General features: G+C 68.2%; 20 protein-coding genes. 14 read left to right on the forward strand and 6 right to left on the reverse strand.

Features of this window, described 5'->3' with window-relative positions:
* Window positions 1–4 precede the first annotated feature (4 nt).
* Window positions 5–937, reverse strand: coding sequence for a LysR family transcriptional regulator (locus tag AC1DBD_RS01920; RefSeq protein ID WP_441416887.1), 933 nt, complete (start codon window positions 935–937; stop codon window positions 5–7).
* Between the two features lie 171 nt (window positions 938–1,108).
* Here AC1DBD_RS01920 and hisD point away from each other — a divergent pair, with 171 nt between their 5' ends.
* From hisD to AC1DBD_RS01960, 8 genes are all read left to right on the forward strand, one after another.
* Complete coding sequence (gene hisD / locus AC1DBD_RS01925; RefSeq protein ID WP_441416888.1) at window positions 1,109–2,428, forward strand: histidinol dehydrogenase; 1,320 nt, start codon at window positions 1,109–1,111, stop codon at window positions 2,426–2,428.
* A gap of 27 nt (window positions 2,429–2,455) precedes the next feature.
* Window positions 2,456–3,271 (forward strand): ABC transporter substrate-binding protein, encoded by an 816-nt coding sequence (locus tag AC1DBD_RS01930; protein ID WP_476925402.1) that lies wholly within the window; start codon window positions 2,456–2,458, stop codon window positions 3,269–3,271.
* An 87-nt stretch (window positions 3,272–3,358) separates the two neighbouring features.
* Window positions 3,359–4,012 carry an amino acid ABC transporter permease gene (locus AC1DBD_RS01935; RefSeq protein ID WP_441416890.1) on the forward strand — a complete coding sequence of 218 codons (654 nt, stop codon included), beginning with the start codon at window positions 3,359–3,361 and terminating at the stop codon, window positions 4,010–4,012.
* Window positions 4,005–4,841 carry an amino acid ABC transporter ATP-binding protein gene (locus AC1DBD_RS01940; protein ID WP_441416891.1) on the forward strand — a complete coding sequence of 279 codons (837 nt, stop codon included), beginning with the start codon at window positions 4,005–4,007 and terminating at the stop codon, window positions 4,839–4,841. The genes AC1DBD_RS01935 and AC1DBD_RS01940 overlap by 8 nt, the downstream gene beginning before the upstream one ends.
* Before the next feature lie 136 nt (window positions 4,842–4,977).
* A complete protein-coding gene (locus AC1DBD_RS01945; RefSeq protein ID WP_441416892.1) occupies window positions 4,978–5,793 on the forward strand; it encodes an MBL fold metallo-hydrolase in 816 nt (271 codons plus the stop codon).
* Between the two features lie 259 nt (window positions 5,794–6,052).
* Window positions 6,053–7,309 (forward strand): MinD/ParA family ATP-binding protein, encoded by a 1,257-nt coding sequence (locus AC1DBD_RS01950; RefSeq protein ID WP_476981312.1) that lies wholly within the window; start codon window positions 6,053–6,055, stop codon window positions 7,307–7,309.
* 16 nt (window positions 7,310–7,325) lie between these two features.
* Window positions 7,326–8,060: a GAF and ANTAR domain-containing protein gene (locus tag AC1DBD_RS01955; RefSeq protein WP_441416894.1), complete on the forward strand. Its 735-nt coding sequence runs from the start codon at window positions 7,326–7,328 to the stop codon at window positions 8,058–8,060.
* A gap of 58 nt (window positions 8,061–8,118) precedes the next feature.
* A complete protein-coding gene (locus tag AC1DBD_RS01960) occupies window positions 8,119–9,333 on the forward strand; it encodes an MFS transporter (RefSeq protein WP_476925401.1) in 1,215 nt (404 codons plus the stop codon).
* A 4-nt stretch (window positions 9,334–9,337) separates the two neighbouring features.
* Here the strand turns inward: AC1DBD_RS01960 and AC1DBD_RS01965 are convergent, their stop codons facing one another.
* Both AC1DBD_RS01965 and AC1DBD_RS01970 read right to left on the reverse strand, forming a co-directional pair.
* The gene (locus AC1DBD_RS01965; RefSeq protein WP_476981313.1) at window positions 9,338–10,576 is read right to left on the reverse strand and encodes an aminotransferase class I/II-fold pyridoxal phosphate-dependent enzyme; all 1,239 of its coding nucleotides are present in this window, start codon (window positions 10,574–10,576) and stop codon (window positions 9,338–9,340) included.
* Between the two features lie 181 nt (window positions 10,577–10,757).
* Window positions 10,758–11,681, reverse strand: coding sequence for a phosphatase PAP2 family protein (locus AC1DBD_RS01970; RefSeq protein ID WP_476981314.1), 924 nt, complete (start codon window positions 11,679–11,681; stop codon window positions 10,758–10,760).
* 131 nt (window positions 11,682–11,812) lie between these two features.
* On the opposite strand from AC1DBD_RS01970, the gene AC1DBD_RS01975 reads away from it, so the two are divergent.
* The 6 genes from AC1DBD_RS01975 (at window position 11,813) to AC1DBD_RS02000 (ending at window position 21,169) form a co-directional block, all read left to right on the forward strand.
* Window positions 11,813–13,093 carry a glycoside hydrolase family 32 protein gene (locus AC1DBD_RS01975; RefSeq protein ID WP_476981315.1) on the forward strand — a complete coding sequence of 427 codons (1,281 nt, stop codon included), beginning with the start codon at window positions 11,813–11,815 and terminating at the stop codon, window positions 13,091–13,093.
* 9 nt (window positions 13,094–13,102) lie between these two features.
* Complete coding sequence (locus AC1DBD_RS01980) at window positions 13,103–14,137, forward strand: o-succinylbenzoate synthase (protein WP_476981316.1); 1,035 nt, start codon at window positions 13,103–13,105, stop codon at window positions 14,135–14,137.
* A gap of 158 nt (window positions 14,138–14,295) precedes the next feature.
* Window positions 14,296–16,386, forward strand: coding sequence for a PhoX family protein (locus tag AC1DBD_RS01985; protein ID WP_476925397.1), 2,091 nt, complete (start codon window positions 14,296–14,298; stop codon window positions 16,384–16,386).
* A 139-nt stretch (window positions 16,387–16,525) separates the two neighbouring features.
* Window positions 16,526–18,277, forward strand: coding sequence for an arginine--tRNA ligase (gene argS, locus AC1DBD_RS01990; protein WP_476981317.1), 1,752 nt, complete (start codon window positions 16,526–16,528; stop codon window positions 18,275–18,277).
* A gap of 20 nt (window positions 18,278–18,297) precedes the next feature.
* Window positions 18,298–20,001, forward strand: coding sequence for a 2-succinyl-5-enolpyruvyl-6-hydroxy-3-cyclohexene-1-carboxylic-acid synthase (gene menD / locus AC1DBD_RS01995; RefSeq protein ID WP_441416902.1), 1,704 nt, complete (start codon window positions 18,298–18,300; stop codon window positions 19,999–20,001).
* Between the two features lie 214 nt (window positions 20,002–20,215).
* Complete coding sequence (locus AC1DBD_RS02000; RefSeq protein WP_476981318.1) at window positions 20,216–21,169, forward strand: hypothetical protein; 954 nt, start codon at window positions 20,216–20,218, stop codon at window positions 21,167–21,169.
* Window positions 21,170–21,269: 100 nt separating this feature from the next.
* Here the strand turns inward: AC1DBD_RS02000 and AC1DBD_RS02005 are convergent, their stop codons facing one another.
* The 3 genes from AC1DBD_RS02005 to AC1DBD_RS02015 form a co-directional block, all read right to left on the reverse strand.
* Window positions 21,270–22,067, reverse strand: coding sequence for an amino acid ABC transporter ATP-binding protein (locus AC1DBD_RS02005; protein ID WP_175321393.1), 798 nt, complete (start codon window positions 22,065–22,067; stop codon window positions 21,270–21,272).
* Window positions 22,068–22,071: 4 nt separating this feature from the next.
* Entirely contained in the window at window positions 22,072–22,863 is a 792-nt protein-coding gene (locus tag AC1DBD_RS02010; RefSeq protein ID WP_056737689.1) for an amino acid ABC transporter permease, read from the reverse strand.
* 104 nt (window positions 22,864–22,967) lie between these two features.
* Entirely contained in the window at window positions 22,968–23,774 is an 807-nt protein-coding gene (locus AC1DBD_RS02015) for an ABC transporter substrate-binding protein (protein ID WP_441416905.1), read from the reverse strand.
* Window positions 23,775–23,979 lie beyond the last annotated feature (205 nt).

Here is a 23,979-nt window from a genome sequence, read left to right on the forward strand (position 1 = left end):
CCGGCTAGTGCACGGTGCCGCGGCCCGGGACCTGGCCCGGCGGCACTTTGGACAGCAACGTCCGCGCTGCCATCTGGGCCATCTTCCGGGTCGCCGGCGACAAGTAGGCGCCCTCCCGCTGGATGAGGGCGATCGTGTCGAACAAGGGCTCGGCGAAAGGGACGGCATGGACGTTTTTCGGAAAACCGGGTCCTCTGACAATCGCCTGGGGGACAAAAGAGTCAGCCGCCCCTGCGGCGACCAGGCCCAGGGCGGTGTCGACATGTTCCACCTCGATGGCCGGATCGATTTTCAGCCCCTTGAGATGGGCGCGTTCCAGAATCTGCCGGCGGGTGGGGTCACGCCAGCCGGCGAAGGCGTCATAGAGGACCAGTTTCGACTCAGCGAGCTCCTCAATGGTGACCGGGCCGCGTGAAGGATGCCGGGTGGCCGACACGAAGAAGACTTCGTCCCGGAAGAGCGGCCGAACCTGAAGGCCCGTTTCCGCCACCGGCAGCACGATCAGCCCGGCCTCGATTTCGCCCGACGCCACGGACTCGGCCACGGTCACCGAGTTCAACCCGACGAGGCGCACCCTGACCTTGGGGTACCGGCGGTGGAAGCGCTGCACCAGGTCGGCGAGGTCGTAGTGGGCTCCGTACCGCAGCACTCCAAAAGTGCAGACGCCTCCCTCCAGCGCCGACATGGACCTCAGCGCCTCGACTCCGTTGTCGAACGAGGTGACCGATTGCAGCGCGTGGACCCGCAGTTCCACAGCCGCCGTGGTAGGAATGAGCCGCCGCCCGCCGCGGGTGAACAGGCTGTGCTGCAGCTCATGTTCGAGCCGGCTGATGAGTTCGGAGACAGAGGCCTGGCTTGTTTCCAGCTTTCGTGCCGCAGCGGTGAAGGAACCGAGTTCGTAGGCCGCTAAGAAGGCCCGGAGTTGCGCGAGTGTCATGGCTAACCCTGGCTCTCAGTAAGACATTCGGCAGGTTTGCAGACAATGATGCGGGGTGGACCGCTCGGGTGGCGCGGGCAAAATCAGCTGGCTTAAGCATAGGGCCACCCTGTATGAGGCACATGTTTGGGTCCCGTTGTGCGATGGCACACGCGTCAGTAGCTTTAGGCCATGCACATCACCCAGCGTGACAAGGCTCACATTCCGGGAAACTTCACCACCCTCAAGGCGCCCGCCATCGAGGACGTGCCGGCGCAAAGGCTTCCCGAAGTGGTGGCAACAGTATCCGCGATGCTCGGCGAGATCGAGGCCCGCGGAATGGACGCGGTCACCGAGTACGCCCGGGACCTGGACGGGTGGCAGGGCACGAACCTGGAGATCAGCCAAAACGAGCTGGCAAAGACCGGTGAGTCGCTCTCCCCGGAGCTTCGGGAGGCCCTGCTGGCCAGCGCCGAACGGACCAGGCTGTTCGCGGTAGAGCAACGCGAACACCTCACCGATTTTGAAGTCGAGCTCATCCCGGGAGTCTTTACCGGACAAAAGTACGTGCCGGTGGCGCGCGTCGGCGCCTACCTCCCGGCAGGCCGGTTTCCGATCCTTGCCAGCGCCTTCATGACGGTGGGGGTCGCCAAGGCCGCCGGCGTTCCCAACGTCTTGGCCTGCACGCCGCCAACCGCCCAGGGCGGGGGCAACCCCGCAGTGCTGTACGCCGCGTACCTGGCCGGCGTGGACAGGGCGTTTGCCCTCGGCGGGGTGCAGGCCCTGGCCGCCATGGCCTTTGGGCTCCTGGGGGAGCAACCGGTCGACATTCTGGTCGGCGCCGGCAACGCGTACGTGACCGAGGCCAAGCGGCAGCTGTTCGGACGTGTCGGCATCGACCTGCTGGCGGGTCCGTCCGAGGTCGCCGTGATCGCCGACGAATCTGCCGATGCGGAGCTCGTGGCCGCTGATCTCCTCGGCCAGGCCGAACACGGCCCGCAGTCGCCGGCTTCCCTCGTAACCACCTCCCACGAGCTGGGAGAAGAGGTCATCAGGCACATCAGCAAGCAGCTGCGGACGCTGGCCACACGGGACATTGCAGGGCCGGCCTGGCGGGACTACGGCACCGTGTATGTGGCCGAGGACCGGGAAACGGCAGTGCGGATCATGGACCTGCTGGCACCGGAACATCTGGAAATCCAGACCTCGGACGACGTCTACTACCACCAGAACCTGCAGAACTACGGCTCCATCTTCCTGGGCCCGTGGTCCACGGTGGCCTACTCGGACAAGGGCTCCTCCGGCACGAACCATGTGCTTCCGACCGGAGGCGGCGCCCGGTCCTCCGCCGGGCTCTCCGTGTCCCGGTTCCTCAAACCCCTTACCTTCCAGCGGGTCGAAAAAAGTGCAACCCCGCGGCTGGCCAACTACGTCACCACGATCTCCGACACCGAGGGAATGGCAGCCCATAAGGCCACTGCCACTCTGCGGCTCGACCGCTTCAACCGGTAGAAATCCATCACTAGCAAAAGGCGCCTCATGATGAATACAAAAATCCTCCGCAAGCGTTTCGCTGCATTGGTGCCCATGGGCGTTGCTGTGGCCCTCGCCATGACCGCCTGTGGCTCCGGAGGCGGCGGGGGCGGGGCCAGCGGCGGCGGTGAGCAGAAGACCATCACCATCGCCACGTCCAACGACGCCCCCTTCTCCTTCACAGACCAAGCCTCCGGCGAGCTCAAGGGCATTGACGGGGAAATGATCAACGCCATCGCCCAGGCCAAGGGCTGGAAGATCAAAGTTTTCACCTCCGAATACGCGACCCTGATCGCCGCGCTCAACGCCAAAAAAGCCGACGTGATCGTGGACGCCATGTATATCACCGACGACCGCAAGAAGCAGATCAACTTCACCGACCCCTGGTACACAGAAGGTGAAGCGATGGTGGTCCCGGCGGACTCAACGCTGGCCTCACGCGACGACGTGAAGGGCAAGGTTCTTGGCGCCCAGACGGGCACCGTGTTCAAGGACCTCGTTGACAGCCTTGGCGGCAGCCAGGTCAAGCTGTTCGACTCGCAGGCTTCACTGCTTGCGGCCGTGGAAAATAAGCAGGTTGATGCGGTCTTCACCGACAGCGCCGTGATCGGCTACAGCCTGGTCCAGAAGCCGAACCCCAAGCTGAAGCTCGTCTCACCCTATAGGCCGTTCTACCCGGGCATCATCGGGGCCGGCGTCCGCAAAGAGGATTCGCAGCTGCTGCAGGACCTGAACTCCGGGCTGGCTGACCTCAAGAAGACCCCCAAGTACCTGGAGATCCTCAAGAAATACGGGCTGACCGAAGCCAACGCCGTCAAATAAGTTCCAGCTTCATGCGGGGCCGGCGGGCGTGCGATCCGCAACCGCGGAGCACGCCGGCCCCGCCCGACCCTAACCTAGGGATTTTCAGTGGACTTTATTACCAACACCATGGCCGTGTTCCCGGCACTCCTGCAGGCCGTTCCCGTCGTCGTGCAACTGGCGCTTGGCGCCATGGCGCTGGCCCTCGTGCTGGGCCTCCTGATTGCCCTGGCCCGGATCTCCTCGATCAAAATCCTCCGCGGCATCGCCACGGTGTACCTGGAAGTGATCCGGGGGACTCCGCTGCTGGTGCAGCTTGTCTACATCTTCTTCGTCCTTCCCAGCATCGGCGTGAGCATCGAACCTGTCCCGGCCGGCATCCTGGGCCTGGGCCTCAACTACGCGGCCTACCTGTCCGAGGTCTTCCGCTCCGCGATCCTCTCCGTGGAGCATGGCCAGACCGAAGCCGCGCTGTCTCTGGGCTACACGCCCTCCAAGACGCTGTGGAAGGTGGTTATTCCGCAGTCCTTCGTGGTCTCCATGGGGCCGATTGGCAACTACTTCATAGCGATGATCAAGGACACCGCACTGACGTCGGTGATCGCCGTGACGGAGATCCTGAAGACCGCCAACATCCTCAACAGCCAGACATTCCAGACCACGGCCATCTATACCGCCGCGGCCATTCTTTATCTGATCATCAGCCTCCCACTCTCACGCGTCGTGGTGGTGCTTGAACGAAAGGCACGGGCCAATGGCTGACGAGACCATCATCGACGTCCGCGACGTCCACAAGACGTTCGTTTCCGAGACGAAACCGACCTTGTGGAGAAGGCTTTCCGGCAAACCGCACGTGCAGAAACGGGTGGAAGTCCTCAAAGGCGTGGACCTCGTGGTGCACCGCGGCGAAACCATCGCCATATTGGGCTCCAGCGGATCCGGCAAAAGCACCCTGCTGCGCTGCATCAACAAGCTTGAAACCATCGACGCGGGACGCATCTACGTCAACGGCCACCTGATCGGCTACGAGGAGCGCGGTGGCGAACTCATCGCCGAGAAAGCGTCCATCACCGCGCAGAAGCGAACGGACATCGGCTTCGTATTCCAGCACTTCAACCTGTTCCTGAACAAGACGGCGCTGGGGAATGTCATGGCGCCGTTACGCGACGTCAAGAAGCTTTCAGCGGCGGAAGCGAGGAAAGTGGCTGTCCCCAACCTCGAAATGGTGGGCCTGGGCGACAAGATGGACAACTACCCCAGCAAGCTCTCCGGAGGCCAGAAGCAGCGGGTGGCCATTGCCCGGGCCCTGGCCATGGAGCCGAGCGTCATGCTGTTCGACGAGCCGACCTCCGCCCTGGATCCGGAGCTGGTGGGCGAGGTTCTGTCCGTAATCAAGAAAATCGCCCAGCAGGGCACAACCATGGTGATCGTCACCCACGAGATGCAGTTCGCCCGGGACATAGCAGACCGGATCGTTGTCATGGATCAGGGAGTCATCGTGGAAGAGGGGCCGCCCAGCCGGATTTTTACCGCGCCGCAGCATCCGAAAACACGGGCGCTCCTCAGCCGCTCGGGCATCCTGCCGGCCTAGGCAGGTGGATCCCAGAGGGCAAGTTGCGGGACGCGGACGGGTGCCGCTTCCGGGCTTTCCGTTTGCCCCGCGGGTAGAATCGAGGCCAGAACATCGCACCAACCATGCCGGCGCACCGCCGGAATACGGAGATTTCATGTCACGATGGCTCGAGGTCGGTCAGGACAACTACGTACTGACCACCCAAGGATCCCTGCTCAACACCGGCCTGGTTGTGGGCACCGAACGAGCCATGGTGATCGACACCGGCGGCGGGCCCCGGCAGGGCCGGGAGATCCTCGATGCCGTGCGCGAAAAGACGCAGCTACCGCTGGTGGTCGTCAACACGCATGCCCACTACGACCACTTCTTCGGCAACGCCATTTTCGCTGACGACGGCGTGACCGAGTTCTGGGGGCACGAAAACTGCGCGGCGGACATCGAAGAGAACGGCGACGCCCAGCGGCACTTCGTCGCGGCGGCGGAACCGGAAATGGCTGCCGGCGAGGGCAGCTCGGTGGAGCTGGTGGTGCCGAACGCGATCGTCAAGGACCAGCCCGTCCTGGTGGACTTGGGCGGCCAGACGGCAACACTGTTCTACCTGGGACGCGGGCACACCGACGGCGACCTGCTCGTGGGGACGGGCACCACGCTGTTCGCCGGTGACCTGGTGGAACAGGGCGCACACCCGTCCTTCGAGGATTCCTTCCCGGAGGAGTGGGCCGATGCCCTGCGGCACCTGTCCGCGTTGCGGCACCGCTACGAATTCCTGATCCCGGGCCACGGCGAACCGTGCAGCGACCAGTTCGTCAAAACCATGGCCAACACCATGAGCACCGCCGTGCGGCAGGCCACCCAGGCCACCCGCGAGACGCCGAACGACGCCACCAAAGCCGTACCGATCCTTCCGTACGGACCGGAGCAGTCCCGGTGGTTCATCCGGCGTCTGCAGGAGACCCGCGCCCACCACTGAGGCGGGCCCCAAGACGGGCCACGGATCCGGCCGAAGCTAAGCGTGCTGGCGACTGCGCCTAGACTGGCTCTTTGAAAGAAGTCACAACAAGCGCCGCAGCGTGCTCCGCTGTGAGTCCTGGGGGAGAAACCAAAAGATGCCCGAATCGGTGGAAGACAACTCAGCTGCCACTGCTGAAAACTCAGGACAGCCTGAACTTCGCCGTCGCCGCGACCTGCGTCGTGCCGATGGTGAGAATCCAGCTGTCCGGACAGGAACCATGCCGGTCGTCAACCCCCGCAGCATCCCCGCGGAGCCCTCGGAAGCCCCTGCCCGTCCGGCCCCGCCGCGCAGCAGCTCCTGGGCCCAGGCCGCCGAGGCCGCCGATGAACGCTTTGGAAACCCTGCTACCGGAGCCACTCCGGTGATCAGCCAGGTCCCGGCGGCGCCGCGGCCGCCCGTCGCCCCGCCGACGTCGGCGGCGCCGGCAGTGCCGCAGGAGCCGGAAGAGTTGGCCGTCCCTGACGCCGCAGCCCCCTCCGTGCCGCCGCAGCCCACCCGCGCCACCCGCTCGGCCAGCCGTGCCGCCGCCCTGGCCGACGCGCCGATGCCGGACTTCATCAGCTCGCCAGGCCTCTTTGTCCGCGAACAGAAGCCCCGTCCGGTCGGCGGCTTCCGCGGCGCCCTCTACAACCTCACGGGCGGCAGCCTGAACCTCGGACCGAGTGCCCGGCAACGCGAGGAGGACGAGCTCGCGCGCCGGATTTCCCGCCAGCTCCAGGGCAGCTACAACACCGCCGTGCTGAGCCTCAAGGGCGGTATCGGCAAGACCTCCACCACGGTGGGCGTCGGACTGACCCTGGCCGAATACCGCGGCGATCCGCCCTGCGCGATCGACGCCAACCCGGACTCGGGCGACCTCGTGGAGCGCGCCCTCGGCGAGGGGATCTACCAGCAGCAGGCCCCGCGGACCATTAGCGACCTGCTCCGCAACGTCGAATCCATCGACTCGCTGACGGCCCTGGCCCGCTACATGCACCATGCCGGCCGCCTGCACCTGATCGCCGGGGAACAGGATCCGGAGGTGTCCGATTCGCTCACCGCGGAGGAGTACCTGCGGATCCGCAAGCTCATCTCCGGCTACTACTCCGTGGCCCTGACCGACTGCGGCACCGGCGTCACGCACAACGCGATGAGCGGGATCCTGCAGTCCGCGGACAACCTGATCATCGCCGCAGGCTACGCCGTCAGCGGCGCCAAGCGCGCACGTAGCACCCTGCACTGGCTCGCCAGCCACGGCTACGAGGACCTTGCACGGAACGCCGTCGTGGTCATCACGGACAAGGACGAAGTCTCCTCGCGCGTGGACAAGGACGCCATCGAGGACCACCTCTCCGGCATCTGTCGCCAGCTTATCGCCGTCCCGCACGACCGAGGCGTGGCCGACGGCGACCTCGTCACGCTCGATTCCCTCCGGCCCGAGACCCGCCGGGCATACCGGGAGATTGCCGCCGCGATCGTCGACGGCTACGTTTAGCCGCTACATTTAGGCCATGAGCAAGTACGCCGGGAACGACGCCGCCATCCAGCTGCAGGACCTCATTGTGGGCACCGAGAACGTCGAGGACTTCCTCGACCGCCTCGCGGAATTTTCCGCGTCCACCCTGAGCCACTCGGTCGGGGCGGACATCGAATGCGGCGTGACGCTGCAGCGGCGGAAGAAAACCATGACCGTGGCCGGCAGCAGCAGCAACGCCGTCATGCTCGACCGGATCGAGCAAAGCCTGGGCGACGGCCCCTGCATCGAGGCGCTGCGGACCCGGGGCATCGTGCTCCTGGCCAATGTGGACACGGACCCGCGCTGGCCCGAATACCAGCAGCAGCTCGCCGCCCACGGCTGCCGCAGCACCCTCGGCGTACCCCTGGAAATCGGCGAGGACTCGGCGGCCGCGCTGAACTTCTTCGCATCCTCGACCGGAGTCTTCACCGCGGCAATCGTGGCCGAGGCCTCGGGGTTCGCGGACCTCGCCGGCCGGGCGCTGCGCCTGGCCGTCCGGATCGGCACCGCCCAGGCCCGAGCCGAGGACCTGCAGGCAGCCATGGAACACCGTACCTCCATCGACCTGGCCTGCGGCGTCGTGATGGCGCAGAACCGCTGCTCGCAGGACGAGGCGATGGCCATCCTCACCCGGGTTTCCAGCAACCGGAACCAGAAGCTGCGCGACGTCGCGGCGGATGTGCTGAAGAACGTCACGGGCGGCGAAATCCACACCCACTTCGACAGCTGAACCTCCGGGCGGCTGAACCTCCGGCCGGCTGGGTACAGCCGGACCTAGGATGGAAGGGATGACCACGACACGCCCCGCCGACTTCAGCCTCCGCAGCATCGCCGTCCCTGCCTTCGGCCCGGCACTGCTGTTCAGCATCGGCGAAGGCGCGATCCTGCCCGTGGTGGCCTTGTCCGCCCGGGACCTGGGCGCCTCGGTCGCGGTCGCGGCCCTGGTCGTCACGCTCATTGGACTCGGTTCGTGGTTCTTTAACCTGCCGGCGTCACTGATCACCCTGAAGTTCGGCGAGCGCTGGGCGATCGTCGGGGCGGCAGCCGCGAGCGCCGTCGCCCTCGCCGCCGCCGCTGTTTCCCCGCTGGTGCCGGCCGGGATCTGGCTGCTGGCCGCGGCGATGGTGGTGGTCGGCATGGCCGCCAGCGTCTTCAGCCTGGCCCGGCAGAAATACCTGACCGAAGCCGTTCCGGTCATCCTCCGCGCCCGGGCGCTTTCGACGCTCGGCGGGGTCAACCGGATCGGCATCTTCATTGGCCCCTTCATCGGCGCTGCGGTGATGCAGTTCGGCGGCATCACGGCCGCCTACTGGGCCGGCGTCGTGGCAATGGCCGCGGCGGCATGCCTGTCCGTCACCATCCCGGACCTCGTTGTGGCGGCCGGGCCGACGGCCGGCACCCCGGTCCCGCAACCCACGCTGCGCAGCGTCGCGGCCTCCCACGCCGGTGTGTTCCTGAGCGTCGGCGTCGGGGTCCTGCTGCTCAGCGCGTTGCGCGCGTCCCGCCAAGTGGTCATCCCGCTGTGGGCCGAACACCTTGGCATGGACGCCACCCAGGCCTCGCTGATTTATGGCATCTCCGGGGCCATCGACATGCTGGTCTTCTACCCTGCCGGAAAGCTGATGGACCGCAAGGGCCGCCAATGGGTGGCGGTGCCCTCCACGCTCATCATGGGCACGGCCATGCTGCTGATCCCCCTCAGCACCGGATTCGTGGGCCTGCTGCTCGCCGCACTCCTGATCGGTTTCGGCAACGGCATCAGCTCCGGGCTGAACATGACGCTCGGAGCCGACTTTTCGCCGGACAACGGCCGCGGGCAGTTCTTGGGTATCTGGCGGTTCATGGCCGACGCCGGCGCCACCGGCGGGCCGGTGCTGCTCTCCGGCGTCACGGCCGCGGCGTCGCTGGGCGCCGGCGTGGGCGCCACCGGCGTGCTCGGCTTCGCCGCGGCCGCCGTCTTCGCCATCACCATTCCGCGGCTCAAACACCGCCGCAACTACTGAGGTGTCAGGCACTCGCCGGGGACGCCGGCAGGGGGCTGGCGCCGCCTGCGCGCCGGAACGCGGCGGCAAAGAGCGGCAGGCTGCGCTCGATCATTTCCTCGCTCGCGGTGAGCGAGATCCGGAAGAACCCCGGCGTCTCGAACAGCGTGCCGGGCAGCACAAAAACCCCGTCCTCCGCGAGCGCGTCGGCGAATGCGTCGTCGTCGCCCCCGCCGGGGGTGCACACGAAAAGGTAGAACGTGCCTTCGGGCGGCCGGAGCCGGTAGCCCATCGCGGTGAGCGCGTCCACAAACACGTCCCGCTTGCGCTGGAGCCGGCCGATGTCGATTGAAAACTGCTCTAGCCGCGGCAGGACGTACTGCATGACGGCGTTCGGAAAGACCCAGCCGCCGGCCATCTGCAGGGCCGCGATGGCCCCGCGCAACGCGGCGCTGTCCGGCATGGCGGGGGACACCGCGAGGTAGCCGATCCGCTGCCCCGGGGCCAGATGGGTCTTGCCGTAGGTGTAGGCCAGCAGGGTGTGGGGATAGTATTCGGCCGGGCTGTGGAAGCGGGCTCCGTCGAAGATGATGCGGTTGTAAGCCTCGTCCGACACGAGGTAGATGCGGCGCCCGATGCGGGACGACTCGGCCTCCAGCAGCTCGGCCAGCTGCGCCAGGAGGGACGGCGGATAGATCCGTCCGGTGGGGTTGTTCGGGGAGTTCACGATCACCGCGCGGGTGCGCTCCGTGACGGCCGAGCGGATGGCCGCCAGGTCCAGGTCCAGGCTGTCCGCGTCGATCGGGACCTTCACCGGCACCAGCCCGGCCTCCACGGCGAGGGGTTCGTAGAAGAACCACGGCGGCAGGCTGAAGATCACCTCGTCACCGGGATCGCCGACGGCTTTCAGGGCCACGCTGATGGCGGAGAACCCGCCGGTGGTAAGGAAGATGTCTTCCGTTCCGAAGTCCACCCCCACATGCGTCCGCAGCGAGTCGGCCGCGGCGGCCCGGGCCGCGGTTTCGTTGGTTTTGTAGGCAAACCACTTCTCATTGCGCGGGGTGATGACCTCCCGGAGCGCGTCCACGTAGCTTTCATCGGGCATCTCGTGGGGGTTGCCGAAGGTGAAGTCGCAGACCCCCGGGTCGTCCTGGCGCCGGGCGTACACGGAGCCTGTGAGGTAGGCGTTGATCCGCAGTTGGGAGGGTACAGAGGCCAGCCGTGTGGCCCGCCGGGATGCCGGTGATGCATCACTGTCGCTCATGGCGCGTCCCCTTGGTCTGGGCAGGATGAAGGCAAGCAAAACCGAAAGGAGTCAGGGCGCTGCTGAGCCCGCGGAGACTCCGGAGGTGATCATTCTGGGCCTGCCCCGGACGGTTGTAAAGGGAACGACGGCGGCAGCACCGGGCCTGCCGGCCGGTACGGCCCCGGCGTGGGGCGGGCGCTCAGGCGCCGGAGGCCGCGCGTCGGCGTCGTGCGGCGTGGCCAAACAGCCACACACCGGCGACCGTGGCGAGGTAGCCGGTGATGACGATCAGCGAGGTGCCGGCCCAGAAGTAGTTCGTTGTGCTGCCCTCCTGCCCCGGTCCCGGGGCGATCTTCAGCAGCGAGTACGTGGCCACCGCTGCGGAGGTAAGCCCCGCCAGCACCGGGACGGCAACCCACAGCCGGGCGGAGGCCCAGTGACCGTTGTAGCCGTCCCACACGTTCCACCTGGGACCCTTGCGCATGATCAGCCAGCCAGCCGGCAGCATGAACGCCCCGACCACCAGGAAAGCCGCCACCACGTCGGCGGGCCGGTGCCACTGGTTGATGAGCGTGGAGACCCCGGTGGCGACGGCGAAGCTGCCGCCCAGGAAGCCGGCCAGCGGCCGCCAGCGCGGCGAGACCATCAGGAACACCGCGGCCGCGGCCGAGGCGGCCAGGGTGGTGTGTCCGGACGGAAGGGAATTGAATTCCAGTGTTTCGATCCCGCGGAACGGCCGCACCGGGACCAGGTCCTTCAGGACCTGGGTGGCGACGTTGGCGCCCGCAGCGGCGGCGATGGCGATGCCCGCGGCCGCCCAGCGGCGGCGTGCCACGGTCACGAAGATGACCACCACGGACGCGATCAGCGCCGAAAGCGCGGGCAGCCAGTCCAGGAGTTTGTTGCTCGCCTTCCCGGCCGCGCCGTGGATTTCCACGGCCTCGACCAGCGCGGATTCGTCGATGAACTGGCCGGTGGTGGTGCGCACGAAGAAGTAGTAGGTGGCGGCGAGGGCAGCCACGCAGCCAAGGGTGCCCAGCAGGAAGAGGAATCCGGTGGCCCTGCCCGGTCCGCGGGGCGCCGGGCCGGGCGCGGGATTCACGTCCGGTGCACCCGCTGACATGGGTTGAATGCTGCGTGTCTGCCGAAAACTCACCCCTACAGGTTCCCACAGAACGCTGCGAGGCTTCTGAGGGAAAGCTGGCGGTGTCGGGGAGGATTGACCGGCGCCGCGAACGGTACGAGAGTCATGCCATGAACAACCAGGAGCGCCGCGGACCCACCGCCGCGGAGGTTGCGGCACGCCACCCGGACGCTGCTTTTCCCCGCTTCCATCCGCGGCCGGCGCAGGGCTGGGTCGGCGGTCCCGCCGGACTGTGTTTCCTCGACGGCCGGTACCACGTGTTCTTCCAGTTCAACCCGGACTCGGCGCTGCCCCGCCTGGTCTGCTGGGGGCACCTGAGTTCCCCGGACCTGCTCCGCTGGGAGGAACACCCGGTCGCGCTCCGGCCCCGGCTCCCGGGAACGGACGACTGGCGGCAGGACGGGCAGAACGCGGCGCGGGTGCCGCCGGATCCCCACGTCACCGCGGTGCGCGGTCCGTCCTTCTTTACCTTCCTGGGCCGGCGCTTTGCCCTGCAGGGGGCGGGCCTGGCCTCGGGGCACGCGGCCGTGCTGCTCTACCGCGCCGACGAGCTGCACGACTGGCGGTATGAGGGCATCTGGTTCACCACCGAGGACACCCTGGCCGCCAGGCACCTGCCGGCCGAAATCTGGGAGTGCCCGCAGCTGGTCCGCGTGCCGGACTCCTCCGGAGCCGAGACCTGGCTCCTGATGGCCTCGCTCCGGCCCGCCCCGGACGAACGCCACCATGCCGGCGGCGTGGGCTACCTGCTGGGATCGCTCGCCGAGGACACCGCCAGCGGATTGCCGGTCTTCACCCCGGCGCGGGGCGGCAAGGCGGACCTGGGGCCGGACTTCTACGCCCCGCAGATCCTGGCCCTGCCGGACCGTGCCCTGCTGTGGGGCTGGTCCGACGAGGTGTCGGGCCCGGACGGCCGCACGGGCCGCGGCCAGCCGGCCGCGGACGCCGCGGGCTGGGCCGGCCTGCTGACCTTCCCCCGGCAACTGGCGGTGCACGGGGACGCACTCGCCGTCGAACCGGCACCGGAGCTGCGCGGCTACCGGGGCCGCCAGCGCGCCAAGGGTGCCGCGGGAACCCTGCGATTGCCCGGCCAGACGGAAACCGCGGTCACCGGCGGGGAGGGCCGGATCCGGCTGGTCCTGGCCTCGACCGAGCAGGTCCGGGCAGTCTTCGCGGACACCGTGGCCGGCGGGGACGAACTGCGGATCTTCGTGGACGGATCGATCGTGGAGGTCTACCGTCACGGCTCGGTTCCGGCGACGGTGCGCGCCTACCCGGCGCCGGGTGAGGAATGGCGCCTGGAACTGCCGCACGGGGCGGCTGCCGATGTCTGGGACCTCGAGCAGCCCGGAACCGTCCGGCGCGAGGGCGGCAGCTGGAGCCGCGGGTAGAGTACAGCCATGCCCATCACTGCCGACCGCCCCACCCCTTCCGGCCTGAATCCCGGCGGCGTGGAGGAGCTCCTGGACCTGGCCCGGGTGGTGACCCTTCCGATGCGGGTGAAATTCCGCGGCATCATGGAGCGCGAGGCCCTGCTGCTCCCGGGCCCGCTCGGCTGGGGGGAGTTCTGCCCGTTCCCCGAGTACGGCGACGCCGAGGCCTCCCGCTGGCTTTACGCCGCCGTCGAGGCCGGCTGGCAGGGCTTCCCGGAACCCCTGCGGGACAGCATCCCGGTCAACGCCACCGTTCCCGCGGTCGCTGCCGACCGGGTGCCGGACATCCTGGCCCGCTTCGGCCGGGTGGACGCCGTCAAGGTCAAGGTCGCCGAGACCGGCCAGACGCTCGACGACGACGCCGCCCGGGTGGCCGCCGTCCGCGCCGCGCTGCCGGACGCCGCGATCCGGGTCGACGCGAACGGGGGCTGGGACGTCCCCGCGGCCGTCGAGGCACTGACCCGGCTGGCCGCCGTCGGACTGGAATATGCCGAGCAGCCGGTGCCGGACATCGCCGGCCTCGCGGAGGTGCGCCGCCGGCTCAGGGCCGCCGGCGTTCCGGTGCTGATCGCCGCGGACGAGAGCGTGCGCAAGGAGGAAGACCCGCTCAAGGTGGCCCGCGCCGGCGCCGCGGACCTGGTTGTGGTGAAGGTGGCACCCCTGGGGGGAGTGCGGCGTGCCCTCGACATCGTGGCACGGGCCGGCCTGCCCGCCGTCGTCAGCTCCGCCCTGGACACCTCCGTGGGGATCCGCGCCGGGCTGGCGCTCGCCGCCGCCCTGCCTGAACTGCCCTACGCCTGCGGGCTGGGGACCGTGTCGCTGCTCGCCGCCGATGTCACCCGTGACTCCCTGGTCCCCGACGACGGCGCCATCCGCCTCCGCGACGTCGCCGTCGACCCGGGCCTGCTGTCGGAATACGCCGCAGCGCCGGAGCGGAGGGACTGGTGGCTGGACCGGCTCCGGCGCGTCTACGCCCTCCTGGCAGCAACGACTGCTCCGTAACGGCCCTTATCGGCGCCGAAAAGGGCGTTTACGAAGCAACCGGCGGGCTTCGCGGGAACCGAGAGCGTTCACCCGATTTTCACCTTGGGGACTGCTCCGCGTTGTCCGGCGCTGACAGGGTGGGGGGACGCATCCCTCTGCCCTGGAAGGTCCCACCCATGTCTGTCTCCTCCGGACGCAAGTTCTCTCTGTTGCCCATGCTGGGCCACACCAAGGGCAAGCGCAGCCCCGTGACCTGTGCACTCAAGTGCGACAACGCCTGCTCCGGCGAGGTCTGCAACAGCAGCTCGAACGGCTACTTCCGCGACATTGCCTCCGCCACGATGTCCCGCCGCGCCGCCCTCGGCTTCGGCGCCGCCGGCGCGCTCGCCGTCGTCTTCGGCAACGCCGTGACCTCTGCGGAACCGGCCGCCGCCGGTGGCCCCGGCCTGGCCGCGGCCGCCAAGTCCGGCTTCGGCAAGTCCAAGCTGCAGTTCACCGCCATTGCCCCGGTGGACGCCGCCGTCGACGCGTTCACGGTGCCGGCAGGCTTCAGCTGGCAGCCGATCATCCGCTGGGGCGACCCGCTCTTTAACGACTCGCCCGCCTTCGACGTGGACCGCCAGAGCGCCGCGGCGCAGGTCCGCCAGTTCGGCTACAACAACGACTACACGGACATCCTGCCGCTCGACGCCAAGGGCCGCCGTGCCGTGCTTTTCACCAACCACGAGTACACCAACGAGAGCATCATGCTCCCGGCCGGCTTCGACGCCGCCGAGACCCGGGCCATCGGCCGCGCCGCCCACGGCCTCACCGTCGTCGAACTGGAGCGCAAGAACAAGAACCAGCCGTGGCGCTACGTCCAGGGCGCCCCGCTGAACCGCCGTTTCCTGAGTGACACCAGCTACGAACTCACCGGCCCCGCTGCCGGCTCCGCGCTCGTCACCACCGTTGCCGACCCGGGCGGGCGGACCATCAAGGGCACCCTGGGCAACTGCTCCGGCGGCACCACTCCGTGGGGCACCATCCTCTCCGGCGAGGAGAACTTCAACGGCTACTTCGTCTCCGCCGGAACGTCCGCCGCGGACAAGCGCTACGGCCTGACCAGCAAGCCCACGGCCCGCCAGTGGGAGCTCGATGACCCCCGCTTTGATACCCGCAACCCCGGCTACGCCAACGAAAGCAACCGCTTCGGCTGGATCGTGGAGGTGGACCCGCAGGACCCGACGTCGACGCCGAAGAAGCACTCCGCGATGGGCCGCTTCAAGCACGAAGGCGCCAACGTGATCGTGGCCGCCTCCGGGCACGTCGTCGCCTACATGGGCGACGACGAGCGCTTCGACTACCTCTACAAGTTCGTCTCCAAGGACAAATACCGTCCCGGGACGACCGCGGCCGACCGCCGGCACAACATGACCCTGCTCTCCGAGGGCGACCTCTTCGTCGCCAAATTCAGCGGCGACTCCCCGGCGGCCGAGATCGACGGCTCCGGCAAGCTGCCCGCGGACGGCGCCTTCGACGGTGCCGGGGAATGGCTCCCGCTGGTGGTGGGCGGCAAGTCCACGGTGTCCGGGATGTCGGTCGAGGAAGTCCTGGTCTACACCCGCCTCGCCGCGGACAAGGTCGGCCCCACCAAGATGGACCGCTGCGAGGACGTCCAGCCGAGCCTGCATACCGGCAAGGTCTACGTCGCGTGCACCAACAACACGGACCGCGGCAAGACCGGCAAGGAGGGCGCCACCGAGGTCAACCCGCGCACCTTGAACCGTGACGGCCACATCGTGGAAATCACCGAGACCGGCGACCAGACGTCCACAAAGTTCAACTGGAACCTGCTGATGGTCTGCGGCGATCCGGCCAAGAACACGTCCGCGTACTTCGCCGGCTTCCCGGCCAGCCAGGTCTCGCCGATCTCCTGCCCGGACAACCTGGCCTTCGACTCGGTCGGCAACCTGTGGATTTCCACCGACGGCGCGCCCTCGACCACCGGCTACGCCGACGGTCTCTTCAAGGTCACCCTGGCCGGCCCGGAGCGCGGCCGCGTGGAGCAGTTCCTTGCCGTGCCGCGCGACGCCGAGACCTGCGGACCCATCATCCACGATGAGGAACGGCACGTCTTCGTCGCCGTGCAGCACCCGGGCGAGGACGGCAGCTTCGAGGCGCAGAACTCCCGCTTCCCGGACTACGTCGCCGCCGGTGCGACGCCGAAGCCCGGCCAGGCCCGGATCCCGCGTCCCTCAGTCGTCCAGGTCTTCCGCGCCGACGACTAGCCCCTCAAAGCAACGCGGGGTCACTTCGCGCCCATTCCGGGGGTCCTGATGGGCGCGAAGTGACCCCGCGTTGCTTCTGCGGGAGCGTCCGGGCATGGCGGGAACTGATAATTTGAACAGTGTGAATAATCCGGCCGAAATGGTTGTCCCCAGAGTCCAGGCAGCTATTGCCCACGCGTTCGGCGAGGAGTTCCGCCAGACGGACCCGGTGATCCGGCCCTCGCAGTTCGCGGACATCCAGATCAACGCCGCCATGGCCCTTGCCAAGAAAGTCGGCTTGCCGCCCCGCGACGCCGCGGCGAGGATCGTGGAGGCCCTGGACCTCGACGGCGTCTGCAGCCTGGTGGAGATCTCCGGGCCAGGCTTCATCAACCTCACCTTCGACGGCACCAGGATCGAGGAGCTGCTCAACGCTCCGGCCCCCACCGGCGGGGGTGCGCAGCCCGCGCCACTGCACCGCGTCGTCGTCGACTATTCCTCCCCGAACGTGGCCAAGGAAATGCACGTCGGGCACCTGCGCACCACCGTGGTGGGGGACAGCATCGTGCGCGTGCTCGAGGCGCTGGGGCACACCGTGATCCGGCAGAACCATATCGGCGACTGGGGCACCCCCTTCGGCATGTTGATCGAGCACTGGCTCGAGGCGGGCGAGGACTCGCCCGAGGCCGCCCTGCTGGTCGATGACCCGAGCGCCTTCTACCAGGCCGCGCGGGCGAAGTTCGACGCCTCCGCCACGGACCCGGACGGCTTCGCCACCCGCGCCCGGCTCCGTGTGGTGGCACTGCAAGGCGGGGACCCTGAGACGTTCGCGGTCTGGCAACGGCTCGTGGCCCAGTCGAAGCGCTACTTCAACGCGATCTACGCGATGCTCGGCATCAGCCTCACCGACGACCACATTGCCGGCGAAAGCTCCTACGACGCGCACCTGGCACAGCTGTGCCGGGAACTCGAGGAGCGCGGCATCGCCCGGATCAGCGAGGGCGCGCTCTGCACCTTCCCGGCCGGCTTCACCGGGCGGGACGGCGATCCGCTGCCGCTCATCATTCGCAAGTCCGACGGCGGTTACGGCTACGGCACCACCGACCTCGCCACGATCCGGTACCGGGTCCGCGAACTGGAGGCGGACCGGGTGCTGTACGTCGTGGGCGCGCCGCAGAACGTCCACCTGCGGATGGTCATGGCCACCGCGCGCGACGCCGGCTGGCTGCCGGACACGGTGGAAGCCACCCACGTCCAGATCGGCAACGTGCTCGGCGAGGACGGCAAAATCCTCAAGTCCCGCGCCGGCAACCCGGTCAAGCTGATGGCGCTGCTGCAGGAGGCCGTGGACCGGGCCCGCGCCGTCATCGACGCCAGCCGGCCCGAGCTCAGCGACGCCGAACGGGCGGTCACGGCGCGGCAGGTGGGCATCGGCGCCGTCAAGTACGCCGACCTCTCCACCGGGCACGACACCGAGTACGTTTTTGACTTCGACCGGATGCTCGCGCTGACCGGAAACACCGGCCCGTACGTCCAGTACGCGGCCGCCCGGATCCGCTCGATCCTGCGCAAGGCCGGGGCCCTGGACCAGCACCTCGACGGCGCCGCCGCCGCGTCCGCGGCGCCCGCGGCGGCGATCGCCGTCGTCGAACCCGCCGAACGCGCCCTGGCCCTGCACCTGCTCGAATACGACGCGACGCTGCAGAAAGTCGGCGAACTGCTCGAACCGCACCGGCTGTGCGCCTACCTGTTCGAGCTCGCGCAGCTTTTCACCTCTTTCTACGACCAATGCCCCGTGCTCAAGGCCGACGAAACGGTCCGGGAATCGCGGCTGGCCCTGTGCGGACTGGTCCTGCGGCGGCTCTCCAGCGGCCTGGAGCTGCTGGGCATCGAGACGCCGGAGAACATGTGAGCCCGGCCGGGGAACCGGCCGTGCCTGCGGGCGGCGGGCTGGGGGCGGTCGAGGCTGCACGGGTGGCCGTCGCGGCCCTGATCGGCTCGGGGGTGCGCTACGTCGTGGTGGCCCCGGGGTCCCGGTCGGCGCCGATGGCCTATGCCCTGGCAGAGGCCGATGCCGCCGGCCGGGTGGAGCTGCTGGTCCGGATCGACGAACGCGACGCAGGCTTCACCGCGTTGGGCCTGGCCCTGTCCACCGGCGCCCCCGCGGCCGTGCTGACCACCTCCGGCACAGCGGTCGGGAACCTGCTGCCGGCCGTGATGGAGGCCAACCACGCCGCCGTGCCACTGGTGGTCCTTTCCGCCGACCGGCCCGAGGAACTCCGCGGCACCGGGGCCAACCAGACCACCGTCCAGCCGGACCTCTTCGGCGAGCATGTGCGCTTCGCCGCCGACGTGCCCGCGGGCGACAATCCGCTCCGCGCCGTCGAGACCGCGCTGAGCGCCGCCACCGGAGCCTTCGAGGACATCCCGCCCGGGCCGGTGCAGCTGAACCTGGCGTTCCGTGACCCGCTGGTCCCGGCCGCCGGCGACGGCCTGGGGGAAGCGTCCGGCCGCAGGATCCACCAGGCCGCGCGGCATCCGCTCGCCCTGGATTTCCCGGCCGCGTCCGCGGCGCTGCCCGAGCGGCTCACAGTGGTCCTGGCCGGGCACGACGCCGGCCCGGTCGCCGAGGCGTTCGCCCGCGCCCATGGCCTGCCGCTGCTCGCCGAGCCCTCCTCCAACGCCAGGTTTGGTCCGAACGCGGTGGGCCCCTACCGGCTGCTGCTGGAGCACTTCGGCCCGGAGTCCGCCCAGCCGATCGAACGGGTTGTACTGTTCGGCCGCCCCACGCTGTCCCGGCCGGTGTCGGCCCTGCTCGCCCGCGCCGACGTCCCGTCCGCTCTCTACCAGCCCGTTCCGGTGGCCTGGTACGAGCCCGGCCGCCGCACCGAACTGCCGCTGGAGACCCTCGCCGACCTGGCCGACTTCGCCGGCCGGGGCCCGGCGTCCTGGCTCGATGCCTGGCTGCTGGCCGGCGCCGCCGCCCAGCACACCCTGGACCTGGTGCTCACCGGTCCCGCCGCCACCGGCCCGGCGGTCGGCGCCCTGGTCTGGGAACACGTCCGCGGGCAGCTCGTGCTGGGCTCCTCCAACGGGATCCGCGACGTCGACCTCGCAGGCGCCCCGCCCCAGGAGCCCCAGGCCACGGTGTTCGCCAACCGGGGCCTGGCCGGAATTGACGGCACCCTCGCCACAGCCACCGGCATCGCCGTCGGCGGCCGGCAGGAAACCACCGTGCTGCTGGGCGATGTGACCTTCCTGCACGACGCCGGCGGGCTGCTGCTGGGCGCGGGGGAGACCGTGCCGGCGCTGCGGATCGTGGTCCTGAACGACGCCGGCGGGGCCATCTTCGGGCTCCTGGAGCACGGCGCCGTCGAACGGACCGGCCGCTACGGCACCGCCGTCGAGCGCCTTTTTGGCACCCCGCACACGGTTGACCTTGCCGCCCTCGCCGCCGCGTACGGTGTCGCGCACCGCGCGGTCAGTACGACGGCGGACCTTGCGGCGGCACTCGGGGAGCCCGTGGTGGGCCGCAGCATCATCGAAGTGCGGACGGACCGCCACGGCCTCCGCGAGCTGCACGGGCGCATCCGCACTGCCGTCTCCGCCGCCGTGGCCGGGGTCCTGGGCCGGTAGCACCCGGTTTTCGCTACGACTCGCCGTCGGCCCGGCGCGGCGCCCCGAGCCTGGCGACGCGCGAAATACCTTGCGACGCGCGAAATACCTTGCGAGGCCCGAATACCAGCAGCGCCAGGTGCTTTGCGCAGCGCGGAACGAGAAGCGCGTCGTGTTGTCCACATGCTGGCGCCGCGGGATGGTGCGGCCGCCGCAGGACTGGGACCGTCGATCCATGAATGAATTGCCCAGGCTGATCCTCACCCGCGATCACATCCAGCGGGGAATGGCTCCCAAGGAGTTGGCTAGCCGCTGCCGGTCGGGTGCGTTGGTCCGGGTGCGCCAGGGCGTCTACGTTGATGGGGGTGCCTGGCGGGCGTTGAGTCCCTGGGACCAATACCGCGTCCGGGTCAGTGCGGCCGCGGAGACGTTTATTGCGCCGACGATCTTTGCCCGGCATTCCGCCGCTTCAGTATGGAGGATTCCGACTATTGGACTCCGGCACCCCGTTCACGCCTTAACCCTGCAGAACGACGGCGGCCGCTCCCGGGCCGGCGTGCTGCGGCACTATGCGCCGCCGGCCGGATTGGAGTACGTCGAACGGGACGGGCTATTGGTGACCGGAAGGGTGCGCACAGTGCTGGACATTGCCGCCTTTACACCGTTTGCCGAGGCAGTGGTGCCGCTTGACCACGTGCTTAGGCCTGACGTCGAGCAGCGCCTGCCAGCCTTGACGAAGGAGCAGCTTTCGGCCGGAATCGAGGGAAATTACTCGGCCGCGGCACGGCGGCGGATCCTGACGGCACTGGATTTTGCGGATCCGAGATCCGGATCCGCAGGCGAATCATATAGCCGGGCGCTCATGCGGATAGCCGGGTTCCAGGCGCCGGAACTCCAGTATGCGATTCGCGATGGTGCGGGCCTCGTGGGCTACGCGGACTACTTCTGGGGCGGAGTCCGGGTTGCCGGCGAGTTCGACGGCGTCGAGAAGTACGTCAAGCCCGAGTTTCTGTTGGGCCGGACCCCGTCGCAGGCCGTCGTCGCCGAGAAAGACAGGGAGAACCGGATCCGGGCACAGGGAAACGGCGTGGTCCGGTGGGTCTGGTCGGACCTGATGGAGCCAGCCCGGCTGGAACGAAAGCTGGCAGCCGCCGGCGTGCCCCGCCGTCGTGCGCGCTCCGCATGCTGAAGGTGATGCGCAAACCATTCCACGACGCGCAAAAGCCCCTGCGCTACCGAATTCCGGTAGCGCAGGGGCTTTTGCGCGTCGCCCAGCGGATTCCGCCGCTTTACTCCGCGATGTCGATGTGCGTCGGGTCGAGCACGCGCCGGAGGAATTCCTTGGTGCGCGGCTGGGTGGGGGCACTGACGACCTGCTCGGCTGCGCCTTCCTCCACCACAACGCCGCCGTCCATGAAGACCACCCGGTCGGCGACTTCGCGGGCGAAGCCCATCTCGTGGGTCACCACCAGCATGGTCATGCCTTCCTTGGCCAGGTTCCGCATGACGGCGAGCACATCGCCCACGGTCTCCGGGTCCAGGGCCGAGGTGGGCTCGTCGAACAGCATCAGTTCGGGGTCCATGCTCAGCGCCCGTGCAATGGCCACCCGCTGCTGCTGGCCGCCGGAAAGCTGGTCCGGGAACCTGTCCGCGAGGTGGTCCAGGCCCACGCGGGCCAGGTTCTTCCGGGCCACGTCGGAGGCGTCAGCCTGGCTGCGCTTGAGCACCTTGGTCTGCGCGATCGTGCAGTTCTGCAGCGCGCTCAGGTGCGGGAAGAGGTTGAACTGCTGGAACACCATGCCGACCTTGCGGCGCATCTTGTCGATGTCCACGTCCGGGTCGGTCGACTCGAATCCGCCGACGTGGATGGTGCCCACGTTGGGCTTCTCCAGCAGGTTGACACAGCGCAGCAGGGTGGACTTGCCGGAGCCCGAAGGCCCGATCAGGCACACGACTTCGCCGGGAGCGACCTCGAGGTCGATGCCCTTCAGGACCTCGTTGGCGCCGTACGACTTGCGGAGGTCCTTGATGGAGACCCCGGCGGCCTGGATCTGCTTCGCGGCAGCCGATGACGTTGATTCAGTCATGGTCCTAGCCCTTCGTCTTGGCGGTGCGGGATTCAAAGCGGCGGGCCAGAATTCCGAGCGGAACGGTGATGATCAGGTAGCAGGCGCCGGCGATCACCAGCGGGGTCAGGCCGGCGTTGGGCTGCGTGATGCCGTCGCGGCCGAACTTGGTGAGTTCGTACTGCGACGCTGCCAGGCCCAGGAGGTAGACCAGGGAGGAGTCCTTGGTGAGCAGGATGACCTCGTTGGTCAGCGGCGGCAGGACGATCTTGAACGCCTGCGGGATGACAATCGAAACCATGGCGCGCCAGTGGGGCATGCCCAGCGAGCGGGCGGCCTCGAGCTGCCCCTTCGGCACGGCCTGCAGCCCGGCCCGCAGGGTTTCGGCGATGTACGCCGCGGCGACCATGCCCAGTGCGAGCATCACGGTGACGTAGATGTCGAAGCGGACGCCGAACGCCGTCGGAATGCCGAAGCCGAAGGCAATGAAGACCAGCAGGGCCGGGACGCCGCGGAAGAACTCGATGTACAGCGTGGCGATCCAGCGCCAAACGGCCACCGAGGAGAGCTTCATCAGCGCCAGCAGCAGGCCGCCGGAGAGACCCACCACAAAGCTCAAGGCGGTGTAGATCAGCGTGTTCTTCAGCGCCAGGGTGATGATCTCCGGGAACTGCTTGACCGCGGAATCCCAGTTGAAGAACGCCTTGCCGATGGAGGCCCAGTCGGCGAAGAGGATGAACAGGACGACGGCGAGTGCCAGCAGTCCGTACTGAACGGACCGGCTGACGCGGGCCCGTTGGCGAACAGTCATTGCCATGTGATTTGCCTTTTACATGTTGCGGGGCGGTTCCGGGTCAGGAGTCGGCCGGAGCCAACGACTGATCCGGAACCGCCCTGCTGTGGTCGGTCCGGGCGGGTGGGTTACTTGGCGGCTTCGCCGAACCAGGTGGTCTTGAGCTTGGTCATGGTGCCGTCGTCGGCAAGGCGCTTGAGCGTCTTGTCCACGGACTCGGTCATGGCCTTGTTGTCCTTCTTGATCGCGACGCCGAGCTTCTCGCCGGTCTTGTAGGTCTCTGCGAAGACCAGGCTGTTGTCGCCCTTGGCCGCGAAGCCCAGCACGGACTGGTTGTTGATGGCAGCGTCGACGCCGCCGGTCTTGATCGCCTGGATCAGCAGGCCGGTGTTCTCGTACTGGATCGTCTCCAGGCCCTTGGACTTGGCGTATTCTTCGCCGGTGGTGCCCTGCTGGACGCCGACTTTCTTACCCTTGAGGTCGGCCAGGGTCTTGAGCCCGGACGCCTTGGTCACGAGCAGCGAGAGGTCGTCGTCGAGGTAGGGGGTGGAGAAGTCCATGACGGTCTTGCGAGCATCGGTGATGGAGATGCCCGAGATGGCGACGTCGCACTGGTTGGTGTTCAGGGCCTGGCCCGACTGGATGCCCTCGAAGGCCACGGTCAGGACGTTGGGCTCAACCTTGAGATCCTTGGCGATCTCGGATGCCAGATCCATGTCGAAGCCGACGTTCTTGCCGTCCTTGACGAACTCGAACGGCTCGTAGGGGATGTCCGAGCAGACCGTGAGCTTGCCGGATTCAATCAGCTTGACGCCGGAATCGGTGGTCGTCGAGCCGCCGGAAGAGCTGCAGCCGGTCAGGGCAAGGGCGCCGACGGCCACGAGGGCAGCCGCCTTGGCCGCGGAGCCGGCCAGGAAGGAACGGGAGATCAGCATTTCTTTACCTTTTGTTGCAGGGGCATGCGAGTCCAAAACGACTTGTAGTCTATCGCCGAATAAGAGATGTGCATCACAGGAAACTTAGTTTCACTATTGGATAACTAATTGCCGCCAAATATCAAGGGGCCGCACCCGGCGGTTGTCTGTGATTACGGATTCCGGCGCGGGCCGAGGCCGCCGGGCCGGGGCGGTCCCGCCGAGG

The organism is Arthrobacter sp. 10T419, assembly GCF_056394105.1.

What these genes read in the sequence shown, in the direction of transcription:
- AC1DBD_RS01920 (WP_441416887.1), bottom strand. Translation starts at nt 937, where the DNA reads ATGACACTCGCGCAACTCCGGGCCTTCTTAGCGGCCTACGAACTCGGT.
- hisD (WP_441416888.1), top strand. Translation starts at nt 1,109, where the DNA reads ATGCACATCACCCAGCGTGACAAGGCTCACATTCCGGGAAACTTCACC.
- AC1DBD_RS01930 (WP_476925402.1), top strand. Translation starts at nt 2,456, where the DNA reads ATGATGAATACAAAAATCCTCCGCAAGCGTTTCGCTGCATTGGTGCCC.
- AC1DBD_RS01940 (WP_441416891.1), top strand. Translation starts at nt 4,005, where the DNA reads ATGGCTGACGAGACCATCATCGACGTCCGCGACGTCCACAAGACGTTC.
- AC1DBD_RS01945 (WP_441416892.1), top strand. Translation starts at nt 4,978, where the DNA reads ATGTCACGATGGCTCGAGGTCGGTCAGGACAACTACGTACTGACCACC.
- AC1DBD_RS01950 (WP_476981312.1), top strand. Translation starts at nt 6,053, where the DNA reads ATGCCGGTCGTCAACCCCCGCAGCATCCCCGCGGAGCCCTCGGAAGCC.
- AC1DBD_RS01955 (WP_441416894.1), top strand. Translation starts at nt 7,326, where the DNA reads ATGAGCAAGTACGCCGGGAACGACGCCGCCATCCAGCTGCAGGACCTC.
- AC1DBD_RS01960 (WP_476925401.1), top strand. Translation starts at nt 8,119, where the DNA reads ATGACCACGACACGCCCCGCCGACTTCAGCCTCCGCAGCATCGCCGTC.
- AC1DBD_RS01965 (WP_476981313.1), bottom strand. Translation starts at nt 10,576, where the DNA reads ATGAGCGACAGTGATGCATCACCGGCATCCCGGCGGGCCACACGGCTG.
- AC1DBD_RS01970 (WP_476981314.1), bottom strand. Translation starts at nt 11,681, where the DNA reads ATGTCAGCGGGTGCACCGGACGTGAATCCCGCGCCCGGCCCGGCGCCC.
- AC1DBD_RS01975 (WP_476981315.1), top strand. Translation starts at nt 11,813, where the DNA reads ATGAACAACCAGGAGCGCCGCGGACCCACCGCCGCGGAGGTTGCGGCA.
- AC1DBD_RS01980 (WP_476981316.1), top strand. Translation starts at nt 13,103, where the DNA reads ATGCCCATCACTGCCGACCGCCCCACCCCTTCCGGCCTGAATCCCGGC.
- AC1DBD_RS01985 (WP_476925397.1), top strand. Translation starts at nt 14,296, where the DNA reads ATGTCTGTCTCCTCCGGACGCAAGTTCTCTCTGTTGCCCATGCTGGGC.
- argS (WP_476981317.1), top strand. Translation starts at nt 16,526, where the DNA reads ATGGTTGTCCCCAGAGTCCAGGCAGCTATTGCCCACGCGTTCGGCGAG.
- AC1DBD_RS02000 (WP_476981318.1), top strand. Translation starts at nt 20,216, where the DNA reads ATGAATGAATTGCCCAGGCTGATCCTCACCCGCGATCACATCCAGCGG.
- AC1DBD_RS02005 (WP_175321393.1), bottom strand. Translation starts at nt 22,067, where the DNA reads ATGACTGAATCAACGTCATCGGCTGCCGCGAAGCAGATCCAGGCCGCC.
- AC1DBD_RS02010 (WP_056737689.1), bottom strand. Translation starts at nt 22,863, where the DNA reads ATGGCAATGACTGTTCGCCAACGGGCCCGCGTCAGCCGGTCCGTTCAG.
- AC1DBD_RS02015 (WP_441416905.1), bottom strand. Translation starts at nt 23,774, where the DNA reads ATGCTGATCTCCCGTTCCTTCCTGGCCGGCTCCGCGGCCAAGGCGGCT.